General features: G+C 61.9%; 22 protein-coding genes. 10 read left to right on the top strand and 12 right to left on the bottom strand.

Annotated elements, in window-relative coordinates; all coding sequences use genetic code 11:
- Nucleotides 1–1315, top strand: a 1315-nt coding sequence (locus tag HW556_RS09470) for a cystathionine gamma-synthase family protein (protein ID WP_317170503.1), incomplete at its 5' end; no start/stop codon positions are given.
- A 257-nt stretch (nucleotides 1316–1572) separates the two neighbouring features.
- Complete coding sequence (locus tag HW556_RS09475) at nucleotides 1573–2364, top strand: DUF3667 domain-containing protein (protein ID WP_176899783.1); 792 nt, start codon at nucleotides 1573–1575, stop codon at nucleotides 2362–2364.
- Between the two features lie 84 nt (nucleotides 2365–2448).
- Here HW556_RS09475 and HW556_RS09480 read toward each other — a convergent pair whose 3' ends face one another.
- From HW556_RS09480 to HW556_RS09500, 5 genes are all read right to left on the bottom strand, one after another.
- Nucleotides 2449–3420 carry a deoxyhypusine synthase family protein gene (locus HW556_RS09480; protein WP_176899784.1) on the bottom strand — a complete coding sequence of 324 codons (972 nt, stop codon included), beginning with the start codon at nucleotides 3418–3420 and terminating at the stop codon, nucleotides 2449–2451.
- A 62-nt stretch (nucleotides 3421–3482) separates the two neighbouring features.
- The gene (locus tag HW556_RS09485) at nucleotides 3483–4337 is read right to left on the bottom strand and encodes an alpha/beta hydrolase (protein ID WP_176899785.1); all 855 of its coding nucleotides are present in this window, start codon (nucleotides 4335–4337) and stop codon (nucleotides 3483–3485) included.
- A gap of 40 nt (nucleotides 4338–4377) precedes the next feature.
- Complete coding sequence (gene hslV, locus HW556_RS09490; protein ID WP_176899786.1) at nucleotides 4378–4914, bottom strand: ATP-dependent protease subunit HslV; 537 nt, start codon at nucleotides 4912–4914, stop codon at nucleotides 4378–4380.
- Between the two features lie 103 nt (nucleotides 4915–5017).
- Nucleotides 5018–6814, bottom strand: coding sequence for a pyruvate dehydrogenase complex dihydrolipoamide acetyltransferase (locus HW556_RS09495; RefSeq protein WP_176899787.1), 1797 nt, complete (start codon nucleotides 6812–6814; stop codon nucleotides 5018–5020).
- Nucleotides 6815–7437: 623 nt separating this feature from the next.
- On the bottom strand, nucleotides 7438–8061 hold the full coding sequence (locus HW556_RS09500; protein WP_176899788.1) for a histidine phosphatase family protein: 624 nt from the start codon (nucleotides 8059–8061) through the stop codon (nucleotides 7438–7440).
- Between the two features lie 145 nt (nucleotides 8062–8206).
- Between HW556_RS09500 and HW556_RS09505 the strand changes: the two genes are divergently transcribed.
- The 5 genes from HW556_RS09505 (at nucleotide 8207) to HW556_RS09525 (ending at nucleotide 13432) form a co-directional block, all read left to right on the top strand.
- Nucleotides 8207–8626, top strand: a complete 420-nt coding sequence (locus tag HW556_RS09505) for a hotdog fold thioesterase (protein WP_176899789.1) — start codon at nucleotides 8207–8209, stop codon at nucleotides 8624–8626.
- 163 nt (nucleotides 8627–8789) lie between these two features.
- On the top strand, nucleotides 8790–10004 hold the full coding sequence (locus HW556_RS09510; RefSeq protein WP_176899790.1) for a chorismate-binding protein: 1215 nt from the start codon (nucleotides 8790–8792) through the stop codon (nucleotides 10002–10004).
- A gap of 165 nt (nucleotides 10005–10169) precedes the next feature.
- Nucleotides 10170–12050 (top strand): 2-succinyl-5-enolpyruvyl-6-hydroxy-3-cyclohexene-1-carboxylic-acid synthase, encoded by a 1881-nt coding sequence (menD, locus tag HW556_RS09515; protein WP_176899791.1) that lies wholly within the window; start codon nucleotides 10170–10172, stop codon nucleotides 12048–12050.
- Between the two features lie 39 nt (nucleotides 12051–12089).
- Nucleotides 12090–12914 (top strand): 1,4-dihydroxy-2-naphthoyl-CoA synthase, encoded by an 825-nt coding sequence (gene menB, locus HW556_RS09520; RefSeq protein WP_176899792.1) that lies wholly within the window; start codon nucleotides 12090–12092, stop codon nucleotides 12912–12914.
- 149 nt (nucleotides 12915–13063) lie between these two features.
- On the top strand, nucleotides 13064–13432 hold the full coding sequence (locus HW556_RS09525; RefSeq protein WP_176899793.1) for a DUF6370 family protein: 369 nt from the start codon (nucleotides 13064–13066) through the stop codon (nucleotides 13430–13432).
- Nucleotides 13433–13608: 176 nt separating this feature from the next.
- Here HW556_RS09525 and HW556_RS09530 read toward each other — a convergent pair whose 3' ends face one another.
- Nucleotides 13609–13821 (bottom strand): hypothetical protein, encoded by a 213-nt coding sequence (locus HW556_RS09530; protein ID WP_176899794.1) that lies wholly within the window; start codon nucleotides 13819–13821, stop codon nucleotides 13609–13611.
- A gap of 144 nt (nucleotides 13822–13965) precedes the next feature.
- Here HW556_RS09530 and HW556_RS09535 point away from each other — a divergent pair, with 144 nt between their 5' ends.
- Both HW556_RS09535 and HW556_RS09540 read left to right on the top strand, forming a co-directional pair.
- Entirely contained in the window at nucleotides 13966–14418 is a 453-nt protein-coding gene (locus tag HW556_RS09535) for a hypothetical protein (protein WP_176899795.1), read from the top strand.
- Between the two features lie 114 nt (nucleotides 14419–14532).
- Entirely contained in the window at nucleotides 14533–15645 is a 1113-nt protein-coding gene (locus tag HW556_RS09540; protein WP_176899796.1) for an AMP-binding protein, read from the top strand.
- 114 nt (nucleotides 15646–15759) lie between these two features.
- Here the strand turns inward: HW556_RS09540 and HW556_RS09545 are convergent, their stop codons facing one another.
- The 5 genes from HW556_RS09545 to HW556_RS09565 form a co-directional block, all read right to left on the bottom strand.
- Entirely contained in the window at nucleotides 15760–16461 is a 702-nt protein-coding gene (locus tag HW556_RS09545) for a hypothetical protein (RefSeq protein ID WP_176899797.1), read from the bottom strand.
- A gap of 100 nt (nucleotides 16462–16561) precedes the next feature.
- On the bottom strand, nucleotides 16562–17350 hold the full coding sequence (locus HW556_RS09550; RefSeq protein WP_246289592.1) for a LytR/AlgR family response regulator transcription factor: 789 nt from the start codon (nucleotides 17348–17350) through the stop codon (nucleotides 16562–16564).
- Nucleotides 17351–17511: 161 nt separating this feature from the next.
- Nucleotides 17512–18633, bottom strand: coding sequence for a sensor histidine kinase (locus HW556_RS18920; protein ID WP_176899798.1), 1122 nt, complete (start codon nucleotides 18631–18633; stop codon nucleotides 17512–17514).
- A 118-nt stretch (nucleotides 18634–18751) separates the two neighbouring features.
- Nucleotides 18752–19453 (bottom strand): hypothetical protein, encoded by a 702-nt coding sequence (locus tag HW556_RS09560; protein WP_176899799.1) that lies wholly within the window; start codon nucleotides 19451–19453, stop codon nucleotides 18752–18754.
- Nucleotides 19454–19741: 288 nt separating this feature from the next.
- Nucleotides 19742–21937 (bottom strand): TonB-dependent receptor, encoded by a 2196-nt coding sequence (locus HW556_RS09565; RefSeq protein WP_176899800.1) that lies wholly within the window; start codon nucleotides 21935–21937, stop codon nucleotides 19742–19744.
- A 177-nt stretch (nucleotides 21938–22114) separates the two neighbouring features.
- Here HW556_RS09565 and HW556_RS09570 point away from each other — a divergent pair, with 177 nt between their 5' ends.
- Nucleotides 22115–23425 carry a hypothetical protein gene (locus HW556_RS09570; RefSeq protein WP_176899801.1) on the top strand — a complete coding sequence of 437 codons (1311 nt, stop codon included), beginning with the start codon at nucleotides 22115–22117 and terminating at the stop codon, nucleotides 23423–23425.
- Between the two features lie 25 nt (nucleotides 23426–23450).
- Here HW556_RS09570 and HW556_RS09575 read toward each other — a convergent pair whose 3' ends face one another.
- Nucleotides 23451–25397, bottom strand: coding sequence for a tetratricopeptide repeat-containing sensor histidine kinase (locus tag HW556_RS09575; protein ID WP_176899802.1), 1947 nt, complete (start codon nucleotides 25395–25397; stop codon nucleotides 23451–23453).
- Nucleotides 25398–25559: the final 162 nt, after the last annotated feature.

A 25559-nucleotide genomic window follows, 5' to 3' on the forward strand; every position in this document is an offset into this window, starting at 1 on the left:
GCCCAGGACAACCCCCGCCGACCACGCCTGCATCAACGGCCAGCGCCTGAACCCGGAGAGCCTGATGATGAGCTACGGCTACACGCCCGCCTGGAGCGAGGGCGCCATCAAGCCCCCCATTTTCCAGACCTCGACCTTCGTGTTTAAGAATGCCGAGGAGGGCAAGGCCTTCTTCGAGCTAGCCTACGGATTGCGCCAGCAGGGGCCCGATGAGGAAATGGGCCTCATCTACTCCCGCCTCAACAACCCCAGCCTCGAAATTCTCGAAAACCGCCTTACGCTCTGGGATGAGGCCGAAGAAGCTGCTTCGTTCGCCTCAGGCATGGCCGCCATCAGCACCACGCTGCTGGCCCTGCTGCAGCCCGGCGACGTAGTGCTGCACTCCGAGCCCGTGTACGGCGGCTCCGATTTCTTCCTGAAAAACGTGCTGCGCAAGTTTGGCATCGAGGCCGTGGGCTTCCGCCCCACCGCCAGCCCCGAAGAAATGCAGGCCCAGGCCGCCGCCATTGCGCCCGGGCGCCTGGCCATGATTTACGTGGAAACGCCCGCCAACCCCACCAACCACCTCATCGACCTCGACGCCTGCGCCGCCCTGGCCCGCCAGTACGCCACACCCGACAAGCCGGTGCGCTTCGTGGTCGACAACACGTTCCTGGGCCCCGTGTTCCAGCACCCGCTCAAGCACGGCGCCGACGTGGTGCTGTACTCGGCCACCAAGTTCCTAGGCGGCCACTCCGACCTGATTGCCGGGGCCGCGCTCAGCAGCCACGCCCTGATGAAGGAAATCAAGGGCATGCGTACGTTCATGGGCACTATGTGCGACCCCAACACCGGCTGGATGCTGATGCGCAGCCTCGAAACGCTGAAGCTGCGCATGGAGCGCGCCGCCCAATCGGCCCAGGTTATTGCCGACTGGCTGCGCGAGCACCCGCTGGTCGAGCGCACCCATTACCTCACCCACCTCGAAGGCAACCCCGTGCAGCAGGACATCTACCAGCGTCACTGCCTCTCGCCGGGCTCCATGATTTCGTTCGACATAAAGGGCGGCGAGGCCGAAGCCTTCCGATTCCTCAACGCCCTGCGCCTCATCAAGCTGGCCGTGAGCTTGGGCGGCACCGAAAGCCTGGCCGAGCACCCCGGCACCATGACCCACTCCGACATCACCCTCGAAGACCAGAAGGAAATGGGCATCACCCCCCAAATGATTCGCCTGAGCATCGGCGTGGAAGACCCCCAGGATTTGATGCTGGATTTAGGTCAGGCATTTGAGGCCGTGGGGATGCCGAAGGAGGTTGAGGTGGCGGAAATGGCGTAGCCCTTCATAGCAATTGAATGCAAACAGGCCCGCCGCTGACCATCAGCGGCGGGCCTGTTTGTAAGAGTGCCGAATTCTAGTAGATTTACAGCTTAATTCTGTAATTCTATCTTATGCCGTTAACTTCTACTATTGCTGATAATCAAGGGGGTGAATTAGCACTTTCGGGCCCCACTCCGACGCAGATTTTAGCGCCACAACCTACCCCAGCCCCCCCGGCACACGGCCCGGCACACTGCTTGAACTGCGGCCACGGCGTGCCCGACCGCTTTTGCGGGCGATGCGGGCAGGATGCCCACCACACGCACCGCCTCACGATGAAGGACATGCCCCACGACGTGCTGCACTCCATCTGGCACGTGGATAAGGGCATTCTGTACACGCTCAAAACAATGGTGTTCCGACCTGGCCCCACCATTCGGGAATACCTGGCGGGCAAGCGCGTCGACCATTTCCGGCCCCTGTCGCTGCTATTCATAATGACCGGCCTCTATGCGCTGCTCTTCTCGGTGCTGCACATCGACATGATGCCGCCGCGAGACCCCACCATGCCTGAGGCGATGAATCAGATGCAGGTGTCATTCAGTACTTTTGTCATGAAGTACTTGGCTTGGTGCTACCTGGCAACGGTGCCGGCCTGGGCGCTGTCGGCCCGCTTATTTCTGCGGCGCGGCGGCTACAACTACGCTGAGTGCCTCATTATCGCGGCCTTTATCACGGCCATCAACAACTCTATCACTCTGCTGCTGCTGCCCGTGACCTACGCCTACAGCGGGACGCCCCAGATTCAGACGTTCACCTTCTGCGCACTGGTGCTGGTGATAGGGTACGCCTCGTGGGCCTACGGTAGCTTGCTGAGCCACACCACCCTTGGCTGGTTGGGCCGCCTCTGGCGCGGCTTCATGACTTTCATGTTCGGCTACCTGATGCTCATCATCGCCGGGATGGTGTTGATGTTTACCCTGAACTGGTCCAGCATCAAGCAGTCGGTGAAACAGCAGGCCCAGCTGGAAAAGCAGAAGCAGGAACTGAAAAAGCAAGCCCGATAAAGCCCGCCGCCTTCCTTAATGGGCACAAAAAAGCACCCCAGAACAGTTCTAGGGTGCTTTTTGCAAACTTGAGCTAGCAGCCATTTACTGCCCCAGCACGATGGCAAATATCAGTGGCGCGACAATGGTGGCGTCCGACTCGATGATGTACTTGGGCGTGTCCTGGCCCAGCTTGCCCCAGGTGATTTTCTCGTTGGGCACGGCGCCCGAGTAGCTGCCGTAGCTGGTCGTGGAATCCGAAATCTGGCAGAAGTAACCCCACAGCGGCACGGAGGTGCGGCCCAGGTCCTGGTGCAGCATGGGCACCACGCAGATGGGGAAGTCGCCGGCAATGCCGCCGCCAATCTGGAAGAAGCCGACCGGGCTTTCGTCGGTGGCCTGCTCGGTGTACCAGCCGGCCAGGTAAATCATGTACTCGATGCCGGTGCGCACGGTATGCACGTTCTTGATGTCGCCGGAAATGACGTGGCCGGCGAAGATGTTGCCCAGCGTCGAGTCTTCCCAGCCGGGGCAGATGATGGGCAGGTTTTTCTCGGCGGCGGCCAGCATCCAGCTGTCCTTGGGGTCAATCTGGTAATACTGCTCCAGCTCGCCCGACTTCAAAATCTGGTAGAAGAACTCGTGGGGGAAGTACTGCTCGCCGGCCTTGTCGGCCTTCTCCCAGAACTTGAGCACCGAGTGCTCCAGGCGGCGCATGGCCTCCTCTTCGGGAATGCAGGTATCCGTTACGCGGTTCATGTGGCGCTCCAGCAGGGCCTGCTCGTCGGCGGGCGTCAGGTCGCGGTAGTTGGGCACCCGCTCATAGAAATCGTGGGCCACGAGGTTGAAGATATCTTCCTCCAAGTTAGCGCCGGTACAGCTGATAATCTGCACTTTATCTTCCCGGATGAGCTGGGCCAGCTGAATGCCCATTTCGGCGGTGCTCATGGCCCCTGCCAGCGTAATCATCATCTTGCCTCCATCAGCGAGGTGCTTGTTGTAGCCCTCGGCCGCATCGATAAGCGCGGCAGCGTTGAAGTGGCGGTAGTGGTGCTTGAGGAAATTGGTTACAGTCATTTTTTAAGCTTTTAGCTATTAGCTGTTAGCTGATAGCTTTATGGAAGTAGTTTTTGCGAAAGCTATTGGATACCGGCCTTCGTGAGAAAAGCCGAAATGTGTTGTACGTACAAATCCCCGAAATTGTCGTAGGAGTCGGGTTGACTGGATAATGTGGGAAAGCCGCCCAAGTGGCCGCCCTCAAAAGATACCAACGTCCGCCGGGGGCGCTTGCCAGCCAATTGTTCACTGTCGGCCAAGGGAGTAAATGCGTCCTGCGTGCCACCAAACAGTAGCATCGGGCATTTTACTTTCGTCCACCGTTGCGGGTAGCTGGCCGCATCGGCGGGCAGTAGTACGTCCTTGTTTTTGAGTTGCTTTACTTTGCTTGCCAACTCTGCCGGGTTGGCCATCAGGCCTTCGGTTATCAGAAAATCCAACCGCCGCTCGGCCGCCACAGTGGCCGCTACAATGGTGCCCATCGATAGGGAAAGTACGCCCACTTTGGATTTGGGAAGGCGTTGCCGCGTAGCCTGTACCACGGCCCGCAAGTCAGCTGCAAACTCCTCGTAATAAAGCTGGCTGGGGTTGATGGGGAAGTCGGCACTCTGGCCGAAGCCGCGGTAATCGAACAGCACCACCGCGTAGCCAGCCCGGCTTAGCGCCCGGGCCTGGTGCAGGAAATAAGACATGTTGCCGAAATCCTGATAGGCCAATACTACGGCTACCGGCTTAGCTGCCTGGGCAGCCGGCGCAATTTCCCAGGATTTCAGCTGATAGCCATCGGCCGTCGTCACCGTGCGCGTGGTGTACGCTAGGCCTAATGAGTCGGGCGTTTGATGATAGACCCGATCCGGCTTCAGTGCCCAAGCCGGCAACACCAGCAGCAACAAAAGCAGCGTCAACAGAACCTTCGAGCAGCTTACAGAAATTCTCATTGGCTTGATGACAAGTAATTCACTGGAATCAGAGCCGAAACTATACCGGCTCCTCGATCATGAGGTTGTGGTTGGTGTAGATGCAGATGTCGGCGGCAATGTGCAGGGCTTCCTCCACCATCTGGCGGGCCGTGAGGTGAGGGGCGTGCTTTTTCAGGGCCAGCGCGGCGGCCTGGGCGTACATCGAGCCCGAGCCGATGGCGGCCACGTCGTTGTCGGGTTCCAGCACGTCGCCGGTGCCGGCAATGATGAGCAGCTCGTCCTTATCACACACCACCATCATGGCCTCGAGCTTGCGCAGGTACTGATCTTTGCGCCACTCCTTGGCCAGCTCGATGGCGGCCCGGCGCAGCTGGCCATTATAGCCACCCAGCTTCTCCTCGAACTTATCGAGCAGCATAAACGCATCGGCCGTGGAGCCGGCAAAGCCGGTTACCACTTTGCCATCGTGCAGCTTGCGCACTTTGCGCACGTTGCTTTTGGCTACGTGCTTGTCCATGGTGGCCTGGCCATCGGCCCCAAGGGCCACCTGGCCATTGTGGCGGACGCCCAGAACGGTAGTAGAGCGGATTTTCATGCTAGTTGTCGGTTGAAAGTTGGTGGTTGTCAGTAAAAACGGAAGTCAGCTGCCGTTCCGTAACCGGACTGACAACTGACAACCAATAGCTAACAACGAAAGATTAAATCAGCATCCGTAGCGGGTCTTCGAGCAGGCTTTTGAGCGTTTGCAGGAAGGCCGCACCGGTGGCGCCATCCACCACGCGGTGGTCGCAGCTCAGCGTTACCTTCATGATGTTGCCCACAGCCAGTTCGCCGTTCTTCACCACGGCCGTCTGCTTGATGCCGCCCACGGCCAGGATGCAGGCATCCGGCGGGTTGATAATAGCCGTGAACTCGTCGATGCCGAACATGCCCAGGTTGGAAATGGTGAAGGTGCTGCCCTCCCACTCGGCGGGCTGCAGCTTCTTGCTCTTGGCCTTACCGGCCAGCTCCTTCACCTCGGTCGCAATCTGCGACATGCCTTTGCCGTCGGCGTTGCGCACTACGGGCACCAGCAGGCCCTCATCCACGGCCACGGCCACCCCGATGTTTATCACGTGGTTCTGGCGGATTCGGTCACCCAGCCACGAGGAATTCACGGCCGGGTGCTGGCGCAGCGCGACGGCCGCCGCCTTAATCACGAGGTCGTTGAAGCTGAGCTTAACGGGCGAGAGTTCGTTGAGCTGGGTGCGTACTTCCATGGCCCGGTCCATCAGAATTTCCATCGTCAGATAGAAATGCGGAGCCGTGAACAGGCTTTCGGAGAGGCGACGGGCAATGACTTTGCGCATCTGCGACACCGGCGTGTCGGTGTAGGTGCCGTCGGCGGGCTGAGCGGCCGGCGCGCTAGGAGCAGCGGCAGCCGGGGTGGCTTTGGGGGCCGCCTGTTCGGGCAATGCGGCCTTAATGTACTCCGACTGCGGCGCAGCATCAGCGGCAGGGGCCTTCGTGGGGGCCGCGGCAGCCGAAGCGGCCACGTCCTCTAAGTCGCGCGACACAATGCGGCCGTTCTCGCCCGAACCTTTAATGGTGTTCAGGTCGATACCTTTGTCCTTGGCAATGCTTTTGGCCAGCGGCGAGGCGAAAATGCGGCCACCGGTTGCGGCGGGGGCAGCAGCTTCGGCGGCCGGGGCGGGGGCCGAAGTAGAAGCCGACGCAGGAGCAGCGGCTTCAGCAGCTGGCCCAGCATCAGCTGCTGGAGCGTCGTCGCCGGTCTGGCCGCCGAGCAGGGCCTGCACGTCGGCCCCTTCTTCGCCAATAATGGCCAGCACGCCATCTACGGGCACTGCTTCCCCTTCCTTGGGACCGATATACAGCAGCGTGCCGTCTTCGTAGTTGTCCAGCTCCATGGTGGCCTTATCGGTTTCCACTTCGGCCAGAATATCGCCCGATTTCACCTTGTCGCCTACTTTTTTCAGCCAGCCGGCAATGGTGCCTTCGGTCATGGTGTCGCTCATCTTGGGCATCCGAATCACGGTTGCCTTTTTGCCATTGCCAACTGGTGCTGCCGCGGGCTTGGGGGCCTCCTCTTTGGCGGGCTCAGGAGAAGCCGGAGCCGGCGCAGCAGCTTTGGGAGCCTCTGGGGCTGGGGCTGGGGCCGGAGCCGGGGCTTCGGCGGCCGGAGCCTCATCCGTTTCGCCGGTGGCCAGTTGGGCGGTTTCAGCCTGGGCATCTTTCAGCAGGGAAGCAATATCCTCGCCTTCTTTGCCTACAATAGCCAGCAGCCCATTTACTACCACGGCCTCCCCTTCCTTGGGGCCGACGTAGAGCAGGGTGCCGTCCTCGTAGTTTTCGAGCTCCATGGTGGCCTTGTCGGTTTCCACCTCGGCCAGCACGTCGCCGGATTTTACCTTGTCGCCTACTTTTTTGAGCCACGCCGCAATGACCCCCTCGGTCATTGTGTCGCTCATCTTGGGCATTTTTATGAGTTCGGCCATCTGCGTCGTCGTCGTTGAATAGAATAGGCCAAAATTAGCCCGAAAATTCGGGGGAGCAAATGAAAGCCGTCTGCCGCGGCCCACCGCCGCAGGGGCGAATTTTCGCCTGCCGCGGTTTTACTGCTCAATTGCAGGAGGCAGGTATCCGAAATGGCTGTTCCGATGCTAGCGAAAGGTTACTGGCATCGTCCAACGCTCCTGCCCACAGCCCCTGCGGTCGGAGCGGGCGGGAGTGAAATGCAAGGGCGCCATTAATGGAACTACCAGTTCTAACAGCGCCTGTCGTTGGCCCTCTGTCAATTGCTGACAATCAGGAGCATAACTTTTACCTGTTTTCCGCCAAGTTAGCCGCGCACAGGCAATCGTAAACTCCTTTTTGTTGAGCAGCGAATCAACCACGAACTCCACAAATACCCGGCCTGCTAACTCCCGGTGATGAACGACGAGTGGAACGTGGGCAGGCTCAACTAGCCGATAGCAATACGCTGGACAACAGCCGAGTCCACGAATAGTGTCTGGTTCTGCACCGTTCCAAGCGCGGGTTGGATTAGCAGTGGCAGTATGAGCTGCGAAAGCACCAACGATGCTTACTAGCAGCCCGATTAGGATGGTCCTGGCCGTTCTCATTTGACATCCTGCAAATGCCTTGTGTCCAGAAAATTGCGCACCGTGAACAGCGAGCCGGTGTACTCCAGCTCGTAGAGGCCCAGGTTATGGTGCTCGAAGTTTTCCATCTGGCTGAGCGGGTAGTTCAGCAGCTGGCACAGCAGCACGCGCATAGCTCGGCCATGCATGCACACGAGCACCGTCTGCTCGCGGGGCCGGCCGGTGAGCAGCTTGATAAACGGGCGCTGGCGGGCAGCTACCTGCTCGGGGCTTTCGCCGCCTTCGAGGGCCGAGCTGGTGCGGCCGGCATGCCAGTCCTGCAGCACGCGGTGGTACTCCTCATCTTCTTCGGGCGTGATGCGGGTTCCCTCGCGGGTACCCCAGCCAATTTCGTTCAGGCCACCGTGGGCCTCGTGGGGCAGGCCTAAGTCCAGAAAACCGGCTACCGACTCGTGGGTACGGCGCAGCAGGGAGGTGTATACCTTATCGAAGGGCACGTGGCTGTAGGCGGCGAAAAAGCGCGCTGCCTGCCGCCGCCCAGCCTCGTTGAGCGACGAATCGACGCCGCTGCCCTGCACGATGCCGCGCACGTTGAAGTCGGTTTGGCCGTGACGAATCAGGTATATTTTTTTGACGCTCACTTTCCCCCTAGTTTTGCGGTTTACGCTCGTAGCACTTCTAAAGCTACGAGCTTCAGGCCGCAAGCTGCAAGTTTTCGGGCATTTTTAGTTGCCAGCCGGCAACTGCCCAGTTCCGTTCATTCAGCATCTTTCCTCCGCTCCGCTCATGACTCTCGACCAACTCAAGCAATGGGCAAGCACCCGCCCCACCCTGGCCGACGCGCTAGGCATCGAGCTGACGGCCATCACGGCCGATTACCTCGAAGGCCGCATGCCCGTTGATAGCCGCACCCACCAGCCGATGGGCCTGCTGCACGGCGGGGCATCGGTGGCGCTGGCCGAAACGCTGGGCAGCATTGCTGCCCACACCCGCCTGCCCGACCCTACCAAACAGGCCTGCGTGGGCCTCGAAATCAACGCCAACCACATCAAGGGCGTGCGCGACGGCCACGTTATCGGCCGCGCCACGGCCCTGCACGTCGGCCGCCGCACACAGGTCTGGGAAATCCGCATTACTCATGAGCAAACCGGCGCGCTGGTCTGCATCAGCCGCATCACTATGGCAGTTATTGATGTGGAGAAGTAAGTATTTAGTAGTGAGAAGTGAGAAAAGGAACGTCATGCTGAGCGCAGTCGAAGCATCTCTACCGCTTCGTTGGATTACTACTGTAACGAAGCGGTAGAGATGCTTCGACTGCGCTCAGCATGACGTTCCTTTCTCCCAAACCTTAACCATCCCAGCCCCCGACATGCTCCAAACCGTTGCCTGGAACCCTGATTTGCCGCCGGCGGCGCGACTCCGGCGGCTGGTGGCGCTGGCGTTGAGCAGCGGCCGGCCAGTGGCGCTGTGGCGGCTGCCCGGCGAGGCGGCGGCCCGGCTGTGTCTTAGCTTGCGGGTAGACGATGCCTACGTGGGCCTGCCGCCGGCGCTCGAGGCCAGCGCCCCGGCCGGTTTTGCCTTCTTTCCCTTCCAGGACTCCGACCATAACCCGCCGCTGTTTTTGCCGGCCGATGTGTACTTCGACTTATCCCGGCCCGACGAGGTGCGGCTGAGCGCGGCTGCCGTTAGCCGGCTACCCCAGTTGCGGCAACAATTTGCCGCGCTGCCCGCTCCCGATCCGCTGCCCTGGCATGTGCGGCCCCGCCACGCCCCCCGGCCCGCCACTCAGCCCGAGTACGAGGTACTGGTGCGGGCCGGAGTGGAGGCCATCCGGGCCGGCACGGTGCAGAAAGTGGTATCGAGCCGGGCCGTGCACCGGGTGCTGCCCGCCAAGTTCGATGCGCTGGCGGCGTTTGAAGAGTTACAACTGCGCTATCCTACGGCCTTTGTGTCGCTGGTGAGTGCGCCGGGCGCCGGCACCTGGCTGGGGGCCACGCCCGAAGTGCTGGCCGAGGTAGGCGAAGACCAGGTTTTCCGGACCATGGCGCTGGCCGGCACCCAGCCGCTGCTGCCGGGCCACGCCCCGAGCGAGGCCATCTGGCGGCAGAAGGAAATTGAAGAGCAGGCACTAGTGGCGCGCTACATTGTGAACTGCTTCAAGCAGGTGCGGCTGCGCGAGTACCAGGAAACGGGCCCGCGCACCGTAGCTGCCGGCGACGTGCTGCACCTGCGCACCGATTTCGCGGTGGATTTGCGCAATGTGCCTTTCGCTACGCTGGGCACCGATATGCTGCGGCTGCTGCACCCCACTTCGGCCGTCAGCGGTATGCCCCGGCAGGCGGCCCTCGATTTCATAAAGCAGCACGAGGGCTACGACCGGGCCTACTACGCTGGGTTCCTCGGCCCCGTGAACCTGCCCGAACCCGGCGCGGCGCGCCTCTACGTAAACCTGCGCTGCCTGCAGCTGCGCCCCGAGCAGGCCGTGCTCTATGCCGGCACCGGTCTCACCCCCGACTCCGACCCCACTAAAGAGTGGCAGGAAACCGAACTGAAACTTCGCACGATTGGGGCAGTTCTGGAGTGAGTTATAGCTGCACTATTATGCTCCTGTAGAACTGTCATGCTGAGCTTGCCGAAGCATCTCTACCGCAATGCTAACCCTAACGTATGGATTTACTTGTTGCGGTAGAGATGCTTCGGCAAGCTCAGCATGACAACCACTCCCCTTTTTCAGCTCACCAATTTATCTATGTCCAGTAGCCTGCAAGCAGTTCATAATATCCCCGAAATCTGCGCGCAGCTGGGCGTTACCGATGTGGTGTTGTCGCCGGGCAGCCGGTGCGCGCCACTGACCATTGCCTTCGCCCGCCACCCGGCCATTACGGTGCGCACTGTGCCCGACGAACGGGCCGCCGCCTTTATCGGCCTTGGGTTGGCCCAGGCCCAGCGGCGGGCAGTGGCACTGGTGTGTACCTCGGGTACGGCGGGCCTCAACTATGCGCCGGCCGTGGCCGAGGCATTTTTCCAGCAGATTCCGCTGGTAGTGTTTACGGCCGACCGGCCGCCGGAGTGGATCGACCAGCTCGACGGCCAGACCATCCGCCAGACCGATCTGTATGGCCGGCACGCCAAGGGCTCGTTCACCTTCCCTGCCGACACCAGCCACCCCGACGCCCAGTGGCACGCCGCGCGCCTCGTGAGCGAAGCCATTAATCTAGCCCAGCAGTTTCCGGCTGGCCCGGTGCAGCTAAACGTGCCGCTGCGGGAGCCTTTCTACCCCAAGCTGGACGAAGAGTTGGTGTTTGGGCCGGTGAAGGTCATGCGCGAGCTGCCCAGCCGCCCGCAACTGCCCGCCGCCAGCCTCCGGGAGCTGCGCGACACCCTGCGCGCTACCAGCCGCGTGTTGGTGGTAGCCGGCCAGCACCCGGACGAGGTTCCGTTGCGGCTGGCGTTGCGCGAGTTTGCTACGGCTTGGCAGGTGCCGGTAGTCGGCGACCTGATTGCCAACCTGCATCAGCCCGCCGCTACCGGCCACAACCAGCACCCGCGCTTTATGGGCCGGCAAGACGTATTTCTAGCCGTGCCGGAGACTGGCCTGAAGGAGGCGCTGCGGCCCGAGCTACTCATCACCTTTGGCCAGTCGCTCATTTCCAAAGCCCTCAAGCTCTACCTGCGCCAACACCGCCCCGCCCAACACTGGCACATTCAGCAAGCCGGGGCAGTAGCCGACACCTTTCAGTCGCTCAAGCAGGTTATTCGGATGGAGCCGGCCGATTTTTTTGCCGCGCTCAGCGCTGATAATGAGGGCATTGCTAGCCCGAAGGAGACTGATGCCTCTTCAGCCCCAACCGGGCCGGAGCGGAACGTGCTGGCTGCCGACGCGACCCGCGTAGCCCCACGGCCCCGCCTGAACTGGTTGGCTCCGGTGGAGGCTGATACGGCCAAAGCGGCTTACCTGCGGCCCTGGCTGGCGGCCGAAAACTGGGCTACCGGCTTTCTGGCCGAATTCATGCAGCGACCCGACCAGCCGTTCAACGAGTTTACGACCATCTTCCGGGCCCTGCAGCAGCTGCCCGATGGCGCGGCGCTGCACCTGGCCAACAGCATGGCCGTGCGCTACGCCAACATCCTGGGTTTGCCGGCCGGCCACGGGGCCGAGGTGTTTGCCAACCGCGGCACCAGCGGCATCGACGGGTGCACGAGCACGGCCGTGGGCGCGGCGCTGGCCCAGCCAAACCGGCCGGTGGTGCTCATCACCGGCGACGTGGCATTTTTCTACGACCGCAACGCGTTCTGGCACAATTACCCGCTGCCCAACCTGCGCGTTATCCTGCTCAACAACCACGCGGGCGGTATTTTCCGGCTCATCGATGGGCCGCGCCAGCAGCCGGAGCTAGAGGAGCTTTTCGAAACGCACCAGCCCCTGGCGGCCGCCAACACGGCGCGCGACTTCGGGCTGCGCTACTTCCCGGTTTCTAGCTTCGCTGAACTTGAGGCCGCGTTGCCGGTTTTCCTCTCGGCTCAGGACGGCGCGGCCCTGCTTGAGGTCTTTACCGACTCGAAAACCAACGCCGAGTTTTTTGAGCAGTACCGTACCTTCGTTCGCACCTCTTTCGCGCTGCCGGCCTGATCAAACCCATTTACAACTACCATTTACGTCACTTTTACTATGTCTGAGAAAATCGAGTGGACTACCATCAAGGAGTTCAAGGAAATTCTGTTCACCCAGCACGGCGGCATCGCCAAAATCAGCATCAACCGGCCCGAGGTGCACAACGCCTTCACCCCGCTCACGGTGGATGAGATGATCCAGGCCATGCACATCTGCCGCGACCGGACCGATATCGGCGTGGTGGTATTCAGCGGCGAGGGCGGCAAGGCCTTCTGCTCGGGCGGCGACCAGAGCGTGCGCGGCCACGGTGGCTACATCGGCGAAGATGCCGTACCCCGCCTCAACGTGCTCGATTTGCAGAAGCTGATTCGCTCGCTGCCCAAGCCCGTAATTGCCATGGTGGCCGGCTGGGCCATCGGCGGTGGCCATGTGCTGCACGTCGTCTGCGACCTGACCATTGCCGCCGACAACGCCCGCTTCGGCCAGACCGGCCCCAAGGTTGGCTCGTTTGATGGTGGTTTTGGCGCCTCGTACCTGGCACGCGTGGTGGGCCAGAAGAAAGCCCGCGAAATCTGGTTCCTCTGCGACCAGTACGACGCCCAGGAGGCCCTTGATATGGGCTTGGTGAACAAAGTAGTACCGCTCGATAAGCTGGAGGAAACGACCGTGGAATGGTGCAACAAAATCCTGCAGAAAAGCCCCCTTTCGCTGCGTATGCTTAAATCGAGCTTCAACGCCGAGTTGGATGGGCAGGCGGGTATTCAGGAACTGGCCGGCAACGCTACGCTGCTTTACTACCTGAGCGAGGAAGCCAAGGAAGGACGTAATGCCTTCGTGGAGAAGCGCCAGCCCGATTTCGACAAGTACCCTAAGTTTCCGTAACTGGTGCGGGTAGCTGAACGGCTGAAAATGACCATCATGCTGAGCTTGCCGAAGCATCTCTACCGCTTCGCACAGTCTTTCAAGGAAGCGGTAGAGATGCTTCGGCAAGCTCAGCATGACGGTCTTTCTGTTTTCAAATGCTACTCCCCATGAAAAACTTGCTGCATCTGTTGCTCCTCGGCGTGGTTATGCCGGTTCCGGTCGTGCAAGCCCAATCGGCCGCTAAACTGGCTGGTGCCATTGCCAGCCCCAACCAGCGCCGGCCGATGCAGGTAGTGGAAGCTGCCTGCGGGCAGTGCCAACTGGGCCTGTCGGGCAAAAGCTGCGACCTGGCAGTACGCCTGAACGGCAAGGCCTATTTTGTAGATGGCACCCATATCGACTCGCACGGCGACGCCCACGCCAACGACGGTTTCTGTCAGAAAATCAGGCAGGCACAGGTACAGGGTGAAGTACTAAATGACCGGTTCGTGGCCACGTATTTCCGGCTTTTACCGGAAGCGGATAAGGTCCCGTAACGGCCCGGATTTCTACGCCGAAAACCGCAAACCAACAGCGCTACCCTCACCCGGTGGCGCTGTTGGTTTGCGGCAGCTTTACCGGTCCGGAGGCACGAAATTGGTTTGATGGGGCAACCGGTTCGACAGTTGGCGTTATTCGGATGGCCGCGCAACGCAGCTGTTCGAACGGTTTCTTAGAACATAGCACTCAGGCCGCGGCAGGCTTCGCACCAGCGGTAGAGGCGGTGCATTCGCGCGTCGTGGCGCGCCTGCTGGCGGCGCTGGCGGGCGTCGCGGATGGCTTCGGCCGTTAGGTGCAGGCCCTGGAGGCGCTGACGCAGGCTGAGGTAGCGGCGGAACACGAAGGTTCGGGCCGGGAGCAGGACTTTGGGAGCGAAGGAAGACATGGCAGCAGGAATTGGTGAACAGCTTAAGATACAAAAACAGCTGGCCATTCTGCTAAATCCGAAGTTTTTACAAATTGCAGGCAGACTATTTCCGGCGGCTTTGGTTGGTTGCTGAAAGTCCGTTTCCCCTCAGCCGCTCGCCCGATGAATAACCCCGATTTCCACCGCGCTATAAGTCGCATCCGGCGGCGGCACTGGCTACACTACGCGGCCCAAAGCCTGCTGATGGGCGGGCTGGTGCTGGCAATTGGCCAACGCTTGGCGGCCGGCGCGACGGCTACGGCGCCGCTGGCCTCGGGCCCGGGACTGGCGCTGCTGGCCGGCGGGGCGCTCCTGACGGGCCTGGGGCTGCTGTGGCTGCGGCGGCGCATGGTGCCCAACCTGCGGCGGCGGGCCGAAGAAAATCTGCGCATTTACCAGGGCCGTATTTTATTACAGGACAGCCTTTTGCTACTGGCGGGCCTGCCGCTGCTGCTGGCCTACGGACTGGTAGGCAGCCTCCCGGCGCTGGTTGCGTACGTAGTGCTAATGCCGGTGCTGGCCCAACTCACAACCCCTTCGGCCGAGGCCTACCAGCAGTGGCTTCTCCATTTTTAGGCTGTCAGCTGAAAGCTGCCGGCCATTAGATTTCCGTTCAATAGGTACGTTAGCGCCTGCGTAAACACTGCGCCCGCTGCGGAAAATACCGTTGCGGCCACTCATCTTATCTCTATGACTTCCGTTTCCAACTTGCTTCCCGATTCGCTGCTGCTCAACGGCCGGGAGTTTCGGTACGCCGATATCCAGCAGTACCCTGCTCTGGCTCCGGCCGAGCTGAACGGCTACGAGGCCCGGGTGCTCAATTTCGTGCGCGAGTGGCTGAATGGCGCTCAGGAATTCACCCTAACCACCTCGGGCTCGACGGGGCCACCGCAGCCGGTGCATTTCCGGCGGCAGCAGCTCGAAGCCTCGGCCCGCCGCACCGGCAACTACTTCGACCTGGGCCCCGGCGAGCGGCTGCTGGTATGCCTGAACTGCGAATTTGTGGGCGGGCTGATGATGCTGGTGCGCGGGCTGGAACGACGCATGCACCTGACCATTGTGGAGCCCCAGGCCAACCCGCTGGCACTGGTAGCCCCCAACGCCACATTCGATTTTGCCTCTTTTGTGCCCTTGCAGATGCAGGCGCTGCTGGCAGCCGGGCAGGCGCCGCGCCTCAACCAGCTGCGGGCTATTTTGGTGGGTGGCGCGCCGGTAGAAGGCAGCCAGGCCCTTGAAATAGAGGCCCTAACGGTGCCCGTGTACCTGACTTACGGCATGACCGAAACGGCCTCCCACATTGCCCTGCGTCGCCTCAACGGTCCGCAGGCCGGCGCTGCTTACCAGGTGCTGCCCGGCATTGCCGTGGGCCAGGATGAGCGCGGCTGCCTCACGGTGCGCGCCGACGTTACCAACGACGAGCTAATTGTTACCAACGACCTCATCAACCTGGCCCCCGACAGCCGCAGCTTCGAGTGGCTGGGCCGGGCCGATTTCGTCATCAACAGCGGCGGCGTGAAGGTGGCAGCCGAAAAGGTGGAGCGGGTGCTGGAGCTGGCGCTAATGGAGCTGGGACTGAACCGCCGCGCTTTCGTGGCCGGCCGACCCGATGCGCGCCTGGGCCAGCAGGTGACGGCCTTTGTGGAGGGCGAGCCGCTGTCCGAAGCAGAGGAGCAGCAGCTACACGAGCGACTCGACCAGCGTCTGGACCGCTACGAGGTGCCCCGGCAGCTGGTTTTCATCCCCGAATTTCAGACTACCACTTCCGGCAAACTCGACCGGAGAGCTACGTTAGCCGGAATCTGAGACGTAAGATTATGTCATGCGCAGCGGAGCGCAGTTGAATTCTTTCTATCGCTTCATTGAACGTTGCAGAGAAGCAGTAGGGATGCTTCGGCTGCGCTACGCATGACGCATGCCTCATCTTTCGCTTCTGCTGTTTTCCCTTACTTCCCAATCCCGATCGAGAAGCCGCTCGTGGCCGCGAACTACTTTGTATAAATCTCCCAGAAACAGCTTGGCGCGGGCGAAGAAGATATAGCCGCTGATCTGGTCTTTGGGCTGCTGGCCGGAGGCGAAAATCTGTCGGTAGCCGGTGCCCGCCCCAATTCCTACCCAGCGAAAAATGCGGTAGTGGGCGGCCACCGAAGGCTCGACCAAGTAAATTACCCGCCGCGAGCTGCGCTCAGTGTTGCCATCGGGCAGAAAGAAGCGCGTGTAGTAGAAGCCCGCTCCAATTTGCAGCGGCGCGCTCAGTTCCCAGCGCCGGTTGCCAATGAACACATACTCGCCGTAGGCGGCCACGTAACGGAAACGTATTTCGTCGCGGGTGCCGGGGGGCAGGCCCTCGGGCAGCGCCTGACGCGTGCGCAGCCCGCCCGAAAGGCGGTAGAAACCCAGGCCCGCCCGCCAGCGCCCGCGCCACTCAATGCCGCCGCGCAGCCCGTTGATGCCGGCAACCTTCCCGTTGATGATGGAAAATCGCTGGTCGATCTGGAATACTGGCCGCCGATGCCGTTCGCGCACAAAAGTAGAATCGGGGGGGCTATCGGCTTGGGCAGGCCGGGCGCCCAGCGCCCCGGCCAGCAGCAGGAACACAGCAAATAAGGAACGCGCTTTCACAGCCTAAAGGTACGGCATAGGCGGCGTGGTAGTTGGCAGCGGAGCTTCGGGCCAACCGCATAACAGAGCCAGGGAGCCTGACGCCGGCCATCCACCCCTTTTACCGATCCAGCCACTCCTTGAAGGTGCTGACCTTTTCGCGGCTGACCAGCACCGTGTCGTTGTCGGGTGGGGCGGGCTGGAGGATGGTTTGCAGGCGCGAGTTGGTGTAGTGGATGATGTCGCGGATGGAGGTGGCGCGGGCCAGGTAGGCGCGGTTGAGGCGAAAGAACTCGCGCGGGTCGAGCAAGACCTCCAGTTGTTCCAGCGTGTAATCGACTACCAGACGGCGGCCTTCGTGGGTGTGGAGCAGGGTGGCTTTTTCGAGGCTGGCGAAGTAGGCAATGTCCTCGACCGGCACGGCCTTGAGGTGCTCGCCCACCCGCACCACGAAGCGCGACTTGTACTCGCGGGCCGGCTGCCGGGCCTGGGCCAGCACCTGGGCCAGCAGCGCCGCATCGAACGGGGCCGGGGCGGCGGTTTCGCGCTGCTGCACCAGCTTCTGCAGGGCCGCCGTCAGCTCTTCCGGGGCTATGGGCTTGAGCAGGTAGTCGATGCTGTTCACCTTGAAAGCCCGTAGCGCATATTTGTCGTAGGCGGTGGTGAAGATGACCGGGCAGCGGACTTCCAGCCGCTCGAACAGCTCGAAGCTCAGGCCATCGGCCAAATGGATATCGAGCAGCAGCACGTCGGGCGCGGTGCCGGGGTCCCGTAACAGCGCCTCGGCTTCAGCCACCGACTCGGCCGTGCCCACCACTTCTACCGGCATTGGCTGTTTTTGCAGCAGCCCGGCCAGGCGCGTGGCGGCCAGCGGCTCGTCTTCGATAATGAGGGCGCGGAGAGGATTCAAGGGAGTAGTAAGATTGAAAGGGTAAAATTGCGCGGGCGGGCTGAACGGCTGTAGCGCGAAGCTTCCGCTTCGTGTGTCGTTGAATAGTTAACAGTTATAAGTGGCGCAACAGTCAGCAACGATACGCGAAGCGGAAGCTTCGCGCTACAGCCGTTCAAGCCTCACCGCAGTTCCAGCACCGGCAGCGTTACGGCAAACTCCGTTTCCGATTCGGTGATGAGCACAGGTTCGGGCGTGAGGAAGGCGTAGCGGGCCTGCAGGTTGGGGAGGCCCAGGCCCGTCGATTCGCCCTCGGCCACCAGGCGGGGCAGGCGCGAGTTGCGCACCACAAGCTGGCGGGTTTTCGCATCGAACTCGATGACGAGGCGTAGCGGGTTGAGGCGCGACGTGGCGTTGTGCTTCAGGGCATTTTCTAGCAGCAGCTGCAGGGCGAGTGGGGGCACCAGCAGCTCCTGTAGCTCGGCGGCCGGGGGCAGGCGCATTTCTACCTGCACGCCTTCGCCCAGCCGCGTACGCTGCAAAAACAAGTAGCTCTCGGCAAAAGCTAACTCGTCGGTTAGCGGCACCAATTCCTGGTCCTGGTGGTCGAGCACGTAGCGGTACACCTGGCTGAGCTGGCGGATGAAGCGGGAGGCGCGGGCCGGGTCGTGCTCGTCCTCCACGAGCGAGGTGAGGGCGTTGAGCGAGTTGAACAGGAAGTGCGGATCGAGCTGGCGGCGCAATGAGTCGGCCTGGGCGCGGGCGTTTTCGGTTTGCAGCCGCTCGGCCCGGATGGCCGTTTCGCGCCAGCCCATCAGAAACGCCCGGCTGTGCATAAACAGCGACACGACCACCGTTATCAGCAGCGGCGTGATGAACGCCTTCCAGCTCAGCGAGCTAAGCGGCTTGAGGTGATAAAACACCCGAAATCCGCCCGCAACGACTACGATAACCAGCAGCGACAGTACCATCGAAAGGCCAATCGTCAGCAGAAACCGCCGGATAGGATGCTTCGTCCAGTCGACGCGGCGGTTGAGCCACTCCGAAGGGTAGCCATTGGCCAGCCACAGCCCGGTGGTATAAAAGAAGTTGTAAGCAAAGGTTACCAGGAACTGCTCGCTCCAGACAGGGTGCCTCCCCCCGTTGAACATCAGCGCCAGCCCAAACGCAATCAGCGTCATCAGCCCCAGGCCCTTCCACAAATTCCGGTGCGGATAATACCGCGAGAGGTCGTTGCGTTCGGCAGCCGTAGTTGGTAGCGGGGCCGCCGAAGCAGCATAGGCGGAAATGGAGTCGGCTTTCACGGGCGGGGCCTGGGCGGCGTTTGGACTGGAAGGTATTAAAAGCGAACGAAACCAGTGCGGCGGGCAGCGGTGGGGCCGCGACCGGGTAGGCACCGCCCCACCCCTGCCCGCCGCCGGTTTACTTGACCGCGGCCGTTTCGTAGTTTTTCAGCCGGCCGGCTACCTGCCGCTCGCCCCAGCTCGGCGACAGCCGGGAAGCGGGCTTGAAAGTGGCGTAGTGCGTTTTGGCCTGCAGGAAAATCGGTTTGGCCACTTCAGCCCCGCCCCCAAACATGGCAGGCGTGTAGTAGATATTATTTGCCTTGACTAGGTAGGCACGGGGGTTGGTTGGGTTGAGCTGAATGGCCTTTTCTACTGCCTCGTTCACCATACCCGAATATTTCATGGAGCGCAACATGGGCGAAATGCTCAGCCGGGCCTGATGGATGTAGGCCTGCAACACGAGTAGCTCCGACTCGTCGGCTCCGGCCAGCTTGCGGGCCTGGGCCAGGGCCGCTTCGGCCTGGTCGAGGGTTTTGTCTTTCGCGTCGCCGTCTTCCTTGCTCTGGAATGTATGGATGAGCAGGGCGTAAGCCTGGTAGTAGCGGGGCAGCCAATCCTGCGGCTTCACGGTGGCGGCGCGTTCCATTTTGGCGGCGCTGGCCCGTAGCACGGCCGGGTCGCCGGTACTCATCAGCTCCGCAACGGCGGCCGTCATCATGGTGGTGTAGGCATCGGTGGCAGCAGTAGCAGCCGGCGCAGTGGCAGCAGTGGCGGGCTTCTGAGCGAAAGAGGCCAGGGAAGCGGCAAGGAGGGCGAGGGTGAGCAGGGGCTTTTTCATGGCTGAAAACTGGTTAAGGGGTTGAGGAGAAAGGCACTGGCGGTTTGATGATTCAAAGGTGGCTCCCGGCCGCCGCCCCCGAAACTTTCCGTTACCGAAGCGTCAGATAAGCCGGATGAAGCGTCGGGGCAGAGGGCCTGTTGAAATAAATTGGAGGGGTGTAGAGGCGGGGCTTGCCCCCGCTCGCCGGTAAAACGAGCCAATCAGGCCCTGACGCACTTGTTCAGCGGCCCTGTTCAATGGCGGGCGGGGACAAGCCCCGCCCCTACACCGTGCGAATAGCCCGCGCTATTCCGGCCGCTCGTTCACGCTGGCGGGGTTTTTCTTGTTGATGCTGACAAACACGCCCAGAAACACCATGCGCGGGGCGGTGGGCGTAATGGCCACGCGGTTGCGCTGGCCGGTAGCGGCATCGGGGCGCTGGGCGTAGCGGTAGCCGAACACGTTGGGCTGGGCCAGCACGTTGTTGAGGGCTAGGTGCACGACGGTAAACTGCCCGAATAGCTTGGTGAGGTAGCTGGCGTTCAGGCTCAACTCCTGGAAGGCGGGCAGGCGGCCCTGGTTGTAGCCGGCTTCGGGCTGGTTGAGGTCGTGGTAGCGGCGGGGGCTGCCATAGCTGTACGTGGCCCCAACCAGCGTATGCAGCCCGGGCACCCAGTACTTCGTCACCACCGACACGTTGTGGCGGGCCGCGAAGGTGGGCACGGCCAGCACCGGGTCCTGCCGAAACTGCCGCTTGGTGTCCAGAAAACCGTAGCTAACGTAGTATTCGAGGTTTTTCACCGACGTCCGGTCGCGCCAGAGCAGGTCGAGGCCGCGGGCGTAACCGGAGCCGCCGTTGTCGAAGGCTTGGGGGTTGCGGGGTTGCTGGCCATCGAAGCGGGTGAGCTGGCTGTAGGTTTTGTGGTAGCCTTCGAGCTGCAGCAACCGGCCGTTGTGGGTGTACTGGTAGGTAAGCACCGCGTGCCGGGCCCGCTCGAAGCGCAGCCGGGGCGCGGCCGCCAGCAGCAGGCTGTTGTCGGGCGTTTGGTAGAAGTGGCCGTAAGCAGCCGAGAGCGAGCTATTCGCAGTGGTCTGGTAGGCCAGGGCCAGCCGGGGCGCGGCATTCCAGCCGCCCAGCAGCGCCGAATACTCGCTGCGCCCACCCACCCGGCCCGCCAGCCGGTCGCTCAGCTGAAAGTCACTTTCCACGAAGCCCGCCAGGCGCTGCTCGCCAAATTCCGGCCGGAACCTGAGCGGACTGGCGGCGTTGGGCTGCACCGTCTGGCTTACCTGCTGCACCAGCCCTTCGGCCCCTATTTTCAGGTTGAAGCGGGTATGCACCGAATCGTTGATGAGCACCACCCGGCCCAGCAGCGCCTGCTCCAGCGTCCGCAGCCGCACCGAGTCGGGGCGCAGGCGCTGGTCGTCGCGGCTCAGGGCCACGCCGCTTTGCAGGCTCCAGCCCCGGCGCAACGGGCCGCGGAAAGTGGTGTTGAGGTAGGCGTTGGCCCCACGCAGCCCCACAGTTTGCATCCCGGCCGGCTCGGGGCTGGGCTGCCCGATTTGCAGCTGCTGGCCCGTCCAGGTGCCGTACACTTTCAGCATGCCCGCCTGGCCGGTGCGGTGCTGCAGGCTCACAGACGAGGCTACCCCGCGCGGGGCTTGGTCCCAGCGCACGTTCTGGGGCAGCAGCTTGGTGTAGGATGCCAGGTTGGTGTAGTCGGCGCTGACGGCCAGCGAAGTCCGCGCCCAGCGTTTCGTGCGCGAGGCGCCCAAAAACACCGAGGTAGCCGACAGCCCGGTCTGGGTTTCGGGCGCGAGGTCAGTCGAGTTCAGCAGCAGCACCCCCGATAGCGCCTGCCCATACAGCGCCGAGTAGCCGCCGGTACTGAACACCGTGCCCTTAAAAAGCGACGGCGAAAACCGACCCCGGGCCGGCACCGCCGCCACGGTGGGGTTGAACGGGTTCTGCACCAGCATGCCATCGAGGTACACTTTGGTTTCCGAAGCCGCCCCGCCGCGCACAAACAGCAGGCCGTCCTCCCCCACCCGCGTGGTGCCGGGCAGCGTATTGAAAGCCGCCGCCACATCGGCCAGTGCCCCGGCCGTCGTCTGAATGTCGCGGGTGGTGAGGGCGGCACTGCGGTGCTCGTCGCTGGCCTCGAAGGCCCCGGCCGTAATCACTACCGAACCCAGCGCGTGCGGCTCGCCTTTCAGCACGAAGCTCAACGGCGCAGGCGGGGCAGGCAATGTCAGCGGTTTTTCGGCCATAATGAAGCCCAGCAAGCTGGCCTGCACCACGTAGGCGCCCGCCGGGGCCGTGGTTTCAAACCGAAACCGGCCCAGCGAGTCGGTACTGGCCCCATCGAAGGTGCCCCGCACGAATACGTTTACCCCCGGTAGCGCCTGGCCACCGGCGTCGCGCACGGTACCGCGCAGGGTGGTTTGGGCGAAGCTGGCGAAAGTCAGCAGCAGCAACGGAAGCAGCAAGAGGCGTTTCATGGCGGGGCAGGGAAGTGATGCCCAAATGTGCGCCGCCGCCAGGGCCATTGAAACTCGCCGTTACCGAAGTGTCGGATGAGACGGATGAAGCGTCGTTGAGTTGCTCGTTGTCAGTTGCCGGCTAAGCCATGCCAAAATGATTGACTTACTTTCGCCAGTGCAACTTCTCTTGCCCCAATGACTGAGACTACCCGCATCAAGCGTCTATTTCGCGACGCCATCCGCCGCGGCACCGGCCGGGCGCATCTGCTGATGCGGGCGCACCCGGAGGTTAATTTCTCCGCCGATATTCTGAAAGCAGCTTGCACCAACTATGCTTACGACCCGCAGTGCGAGCAAAGCCGGGGGGCTTATGTACTGGAGTTGGTTCAACTGCTTGAGCCTCGCAGTAGGCGTGAGAAAACGATAAGCCAAATCCTGACTGCCCTGGTTTCTACACGTGAAGCGTCCTGGGACTTAACGCAGCTTTTTGATATAGCCGGACAGTTGGCTGCAGAAGGCAATGCGGTGGCACGCGCTGCTTTTTATCAACGGTACAAACTGGGCAAGTCTGCTGACTATGCTTACGATGGCGAATGGGAATTCGTGCGCTTAGATGGGCTTGATGCCTTGTTGCACGTGGCAGGGGTGCGGGGTTATGAGTTGGCCGCTGATTCAGAGGAATGGGAAAGTGATTACTTGATTGAGTTGGCGCAGAAAATTAGTCCAGACATAAATATCAGGGCCGCATTGGAAGAAGCCGCCATGACTAATGAACATATAGCCCGATACCTTAAAGCAGTACAAGTAGACTGGCAATCAATACGCAAACTAAATTCAAAGCCCAAGATTTCGGCGCTGAAATTTATCCAGCAGTTCATCGAAGCACCTGAGTCCTGTTACCTTTCATCTTATACCATCAAGAAATTAACTGCCCATCAAGTCCGCCAACTGGCGGCCGATTTCGAGCAGGAAAATAACCCCAAGCGGAAGGCCAAATACCTGGACATTTTCGGATCGGTGAAGTATCCACTGGGGCATGAGCAGTTGTTGCAGATGGCCGAGTCTGCACCGACATCCCGTTATTCCCCAGTGCTGGATGATGCGGTGCAGGCACTTAGCTTTCTTGAGGCTCCCGCCATCCGTGAATTCGCCTTGACCAAACTGGCCAACCCGTCAGTTGCGTGGCGCTTTACCCGCCTGCTCATCAACAATTACCAAGCCGGCGACGACCAACTCCTGCGCCAGCTTGTGGAGCAGACCACCGACGCGCATATTATTGAATGCCTGGCTAGCAGCCTGTGCGCCATCTACCGGAAGAACCGCACCAGCAAATGCCGGGAGCCTTTACAGGCGCTTTACCAGCGCATGAACTGTGGACTGCACCGGGCCGACGTGGTGGAACTGCTACTGAAGCGCGGCTTACTGCCCGCTGACATCCGGGAGGAAATACCGTTCGACAGCTACGAGGGCGTGCGGGATTTAGCAGTTGAGTGGGCCGTACAATAACTGCCGTTCTTCAGCCCAACTGCCTTCAGCTGGCAGCTCCGGCCGGCAACTCCACCACAAACCGGCTACCCTCCCCCACCGCCGACTCGACCCGCAGTGTGCCACCGTGGCCACTCACAATGATGTCGTGCGAGAGGGAGAGGCCCAGACCGGTGCCCTCGCCGGTAGGTTTGGTGGTGAAAAAGGGCTCGAAGATGCGGGCCTGCACCTCGTGCGCCATGCCCACGCCATTGTCGCGCACCCACAGCTCGGCGCCGCCACCAGGCAGCGCCCGGCTCCCGATTTCCACGGTGGGTGCATAGTTGACCGTAGCCGTTAACTGGCGCTGGCGCACGGCGTACAGGGCGTTGGTGCAGAGGTTGAGCAACACCCGCCCCAGGTCGGTGGCTACTACGGGCAGTGGCGGCAGGTGCGGGTTGAGGGCCTCAGTAACAAGGGTGGCCTCGAAGTTGGGGAACTGGTGGCGGACGCCCTCGTAGGCCAGCGCCAGGTTCTGACGGGCCAGCTCGCTGAGGTCGGCCGGTTCGCGCGGAGTCTGGCCGGTGCGGGCGTGGTCGAGCATACCCCGGATGATGACCGTGGCCCGCTGCCCATGCTGGCTGATTTCGCGGAGGTTCTCCTTCAAGCCCTCAAAAAGGTCACGTTCCAGGTACTCGTCGCGGGCCAGCCGCTGGGCCCCGCTGATTTCGTCGATCAGGTTGGCACTCACGGCCGCAAACTGCTTCACAAAGCCGAGCGGATTCTGCAACTCGTGGGCCACGCCGGCCGTCATTTCGCCCAAAAACGCCATTTTTTCGCGCTGCACCAGCATCAGCTGAGCTTCCCGGAGCTCGGCCAGCGAGGCTTGCAGGGCGGCGTTGGTGCGCTGCTGCTGCCGGTCGTGGCGCACGAGCAGGACCAGCACCAGCAGCAGCCCACCCACCCCGGCCAGCAGCACGTAGGTTTGATAGCGGGTTTTGAGCACCCGCTGGGCCGCGGTGGCCTGCTGGGCCCGCAGCCGCTCCTGGTAATTCACGTTTTGCAGGCGCATCACCTTCTCCTGCCCAAACAAAGTGTCCTTCATGGCCCCCAGCAGCGTTTGGTACCGGAAGGCACTATCGGCCTGCTTCCGCTGCGCAAACTCGTGCGTCAGGATAATACTGCCGTTGAGTACGCCCCGCAGAAAGCCGTTTTGCCGGGCTGCCTGCGTGCCCAGCCGGGCGTAGTAAATGGCGGAATCGGGCTGGCCGAGCTGTTGGTGCAGGGCCGCCAACCCCAGATACGAGAAATTGAGGCTGCGCAAATGCCCCCGCCGCCGCGACTCGGCCAGGCTGCGGCGGTAGTAGGCACGCGCCTGCGCCACCTGGCCGCGCTGCCGGGCCACATTGCCCAGGCCGTAAAAAATATAGTTGGTAGGCGAGCCCTGCTGCTGAGCCAGGGCGTAGGCCTGGTTTTGGTAGTGGGCGGCCGAATCTACCTGGCCATATAGGTCATAGGCCAGCCCAATGTTGCTGAGCTCCACCACCTCGCGCCGCTGGTCGGAGCTGAGCCGGTCGAGGCGCAGCGCCCGGAAGTAGTAGGACAGCCCCAGCTGCTTTTCGCGCAGATACACGTAGATAATGCCAATGCTGCGCAGATTCTGGGCCTGCAAGCCTAAGTCATTGATTTCTTCGCCGATGCGCAACGATTCCTGAAACAGCTGGAGCGCCTGGCTCAGGTTGCTTTCGCGCAGGGCCGCACCAAGCCGGTTGAGGGCCGCGCCCTCGCCCCGACGGTTGCCCGTGCGCCGGGCCAAGGCCAACGAGCGGCGGGCATACACGGCGGCGGCCTCGGTATCGGAGGCCCAGAGCTGGTCGCTGAGCATGTAGAGCAGATCTACGCGGCTGCTATCGGTGCGGGCCTGTGCCAGCAGCGCCTGCAGGCTATCGACGGATGAGCGTGGGGGCCGCGGAGGCTGAGCGCGGGCTCCTCCCAGGGCTAACAGTCCCAGCATGCATCCCAGTACCAAACGGCCCCAAAGCCTCATATACTCAATTTTGCTAAGCTTACCCGCCTCCTGCCAGGCACCTACCTCACCAAACCAGTGACAATATCTGATAAAAACTATGGAATTATTATTTGAGGCCACCCGAACAGCGCGGTTTGCGGCGCTTGG

Source organism: Hymenobacter terrestris (genome assembly GCF_013377905.1).
Taxonomy (GTDB): Bacteria; Bacteroidota; Bacteroidia; order Cytophagales; family Hymenobacteraceae; genus Hymenobacter; species Hymenobacter terrestris.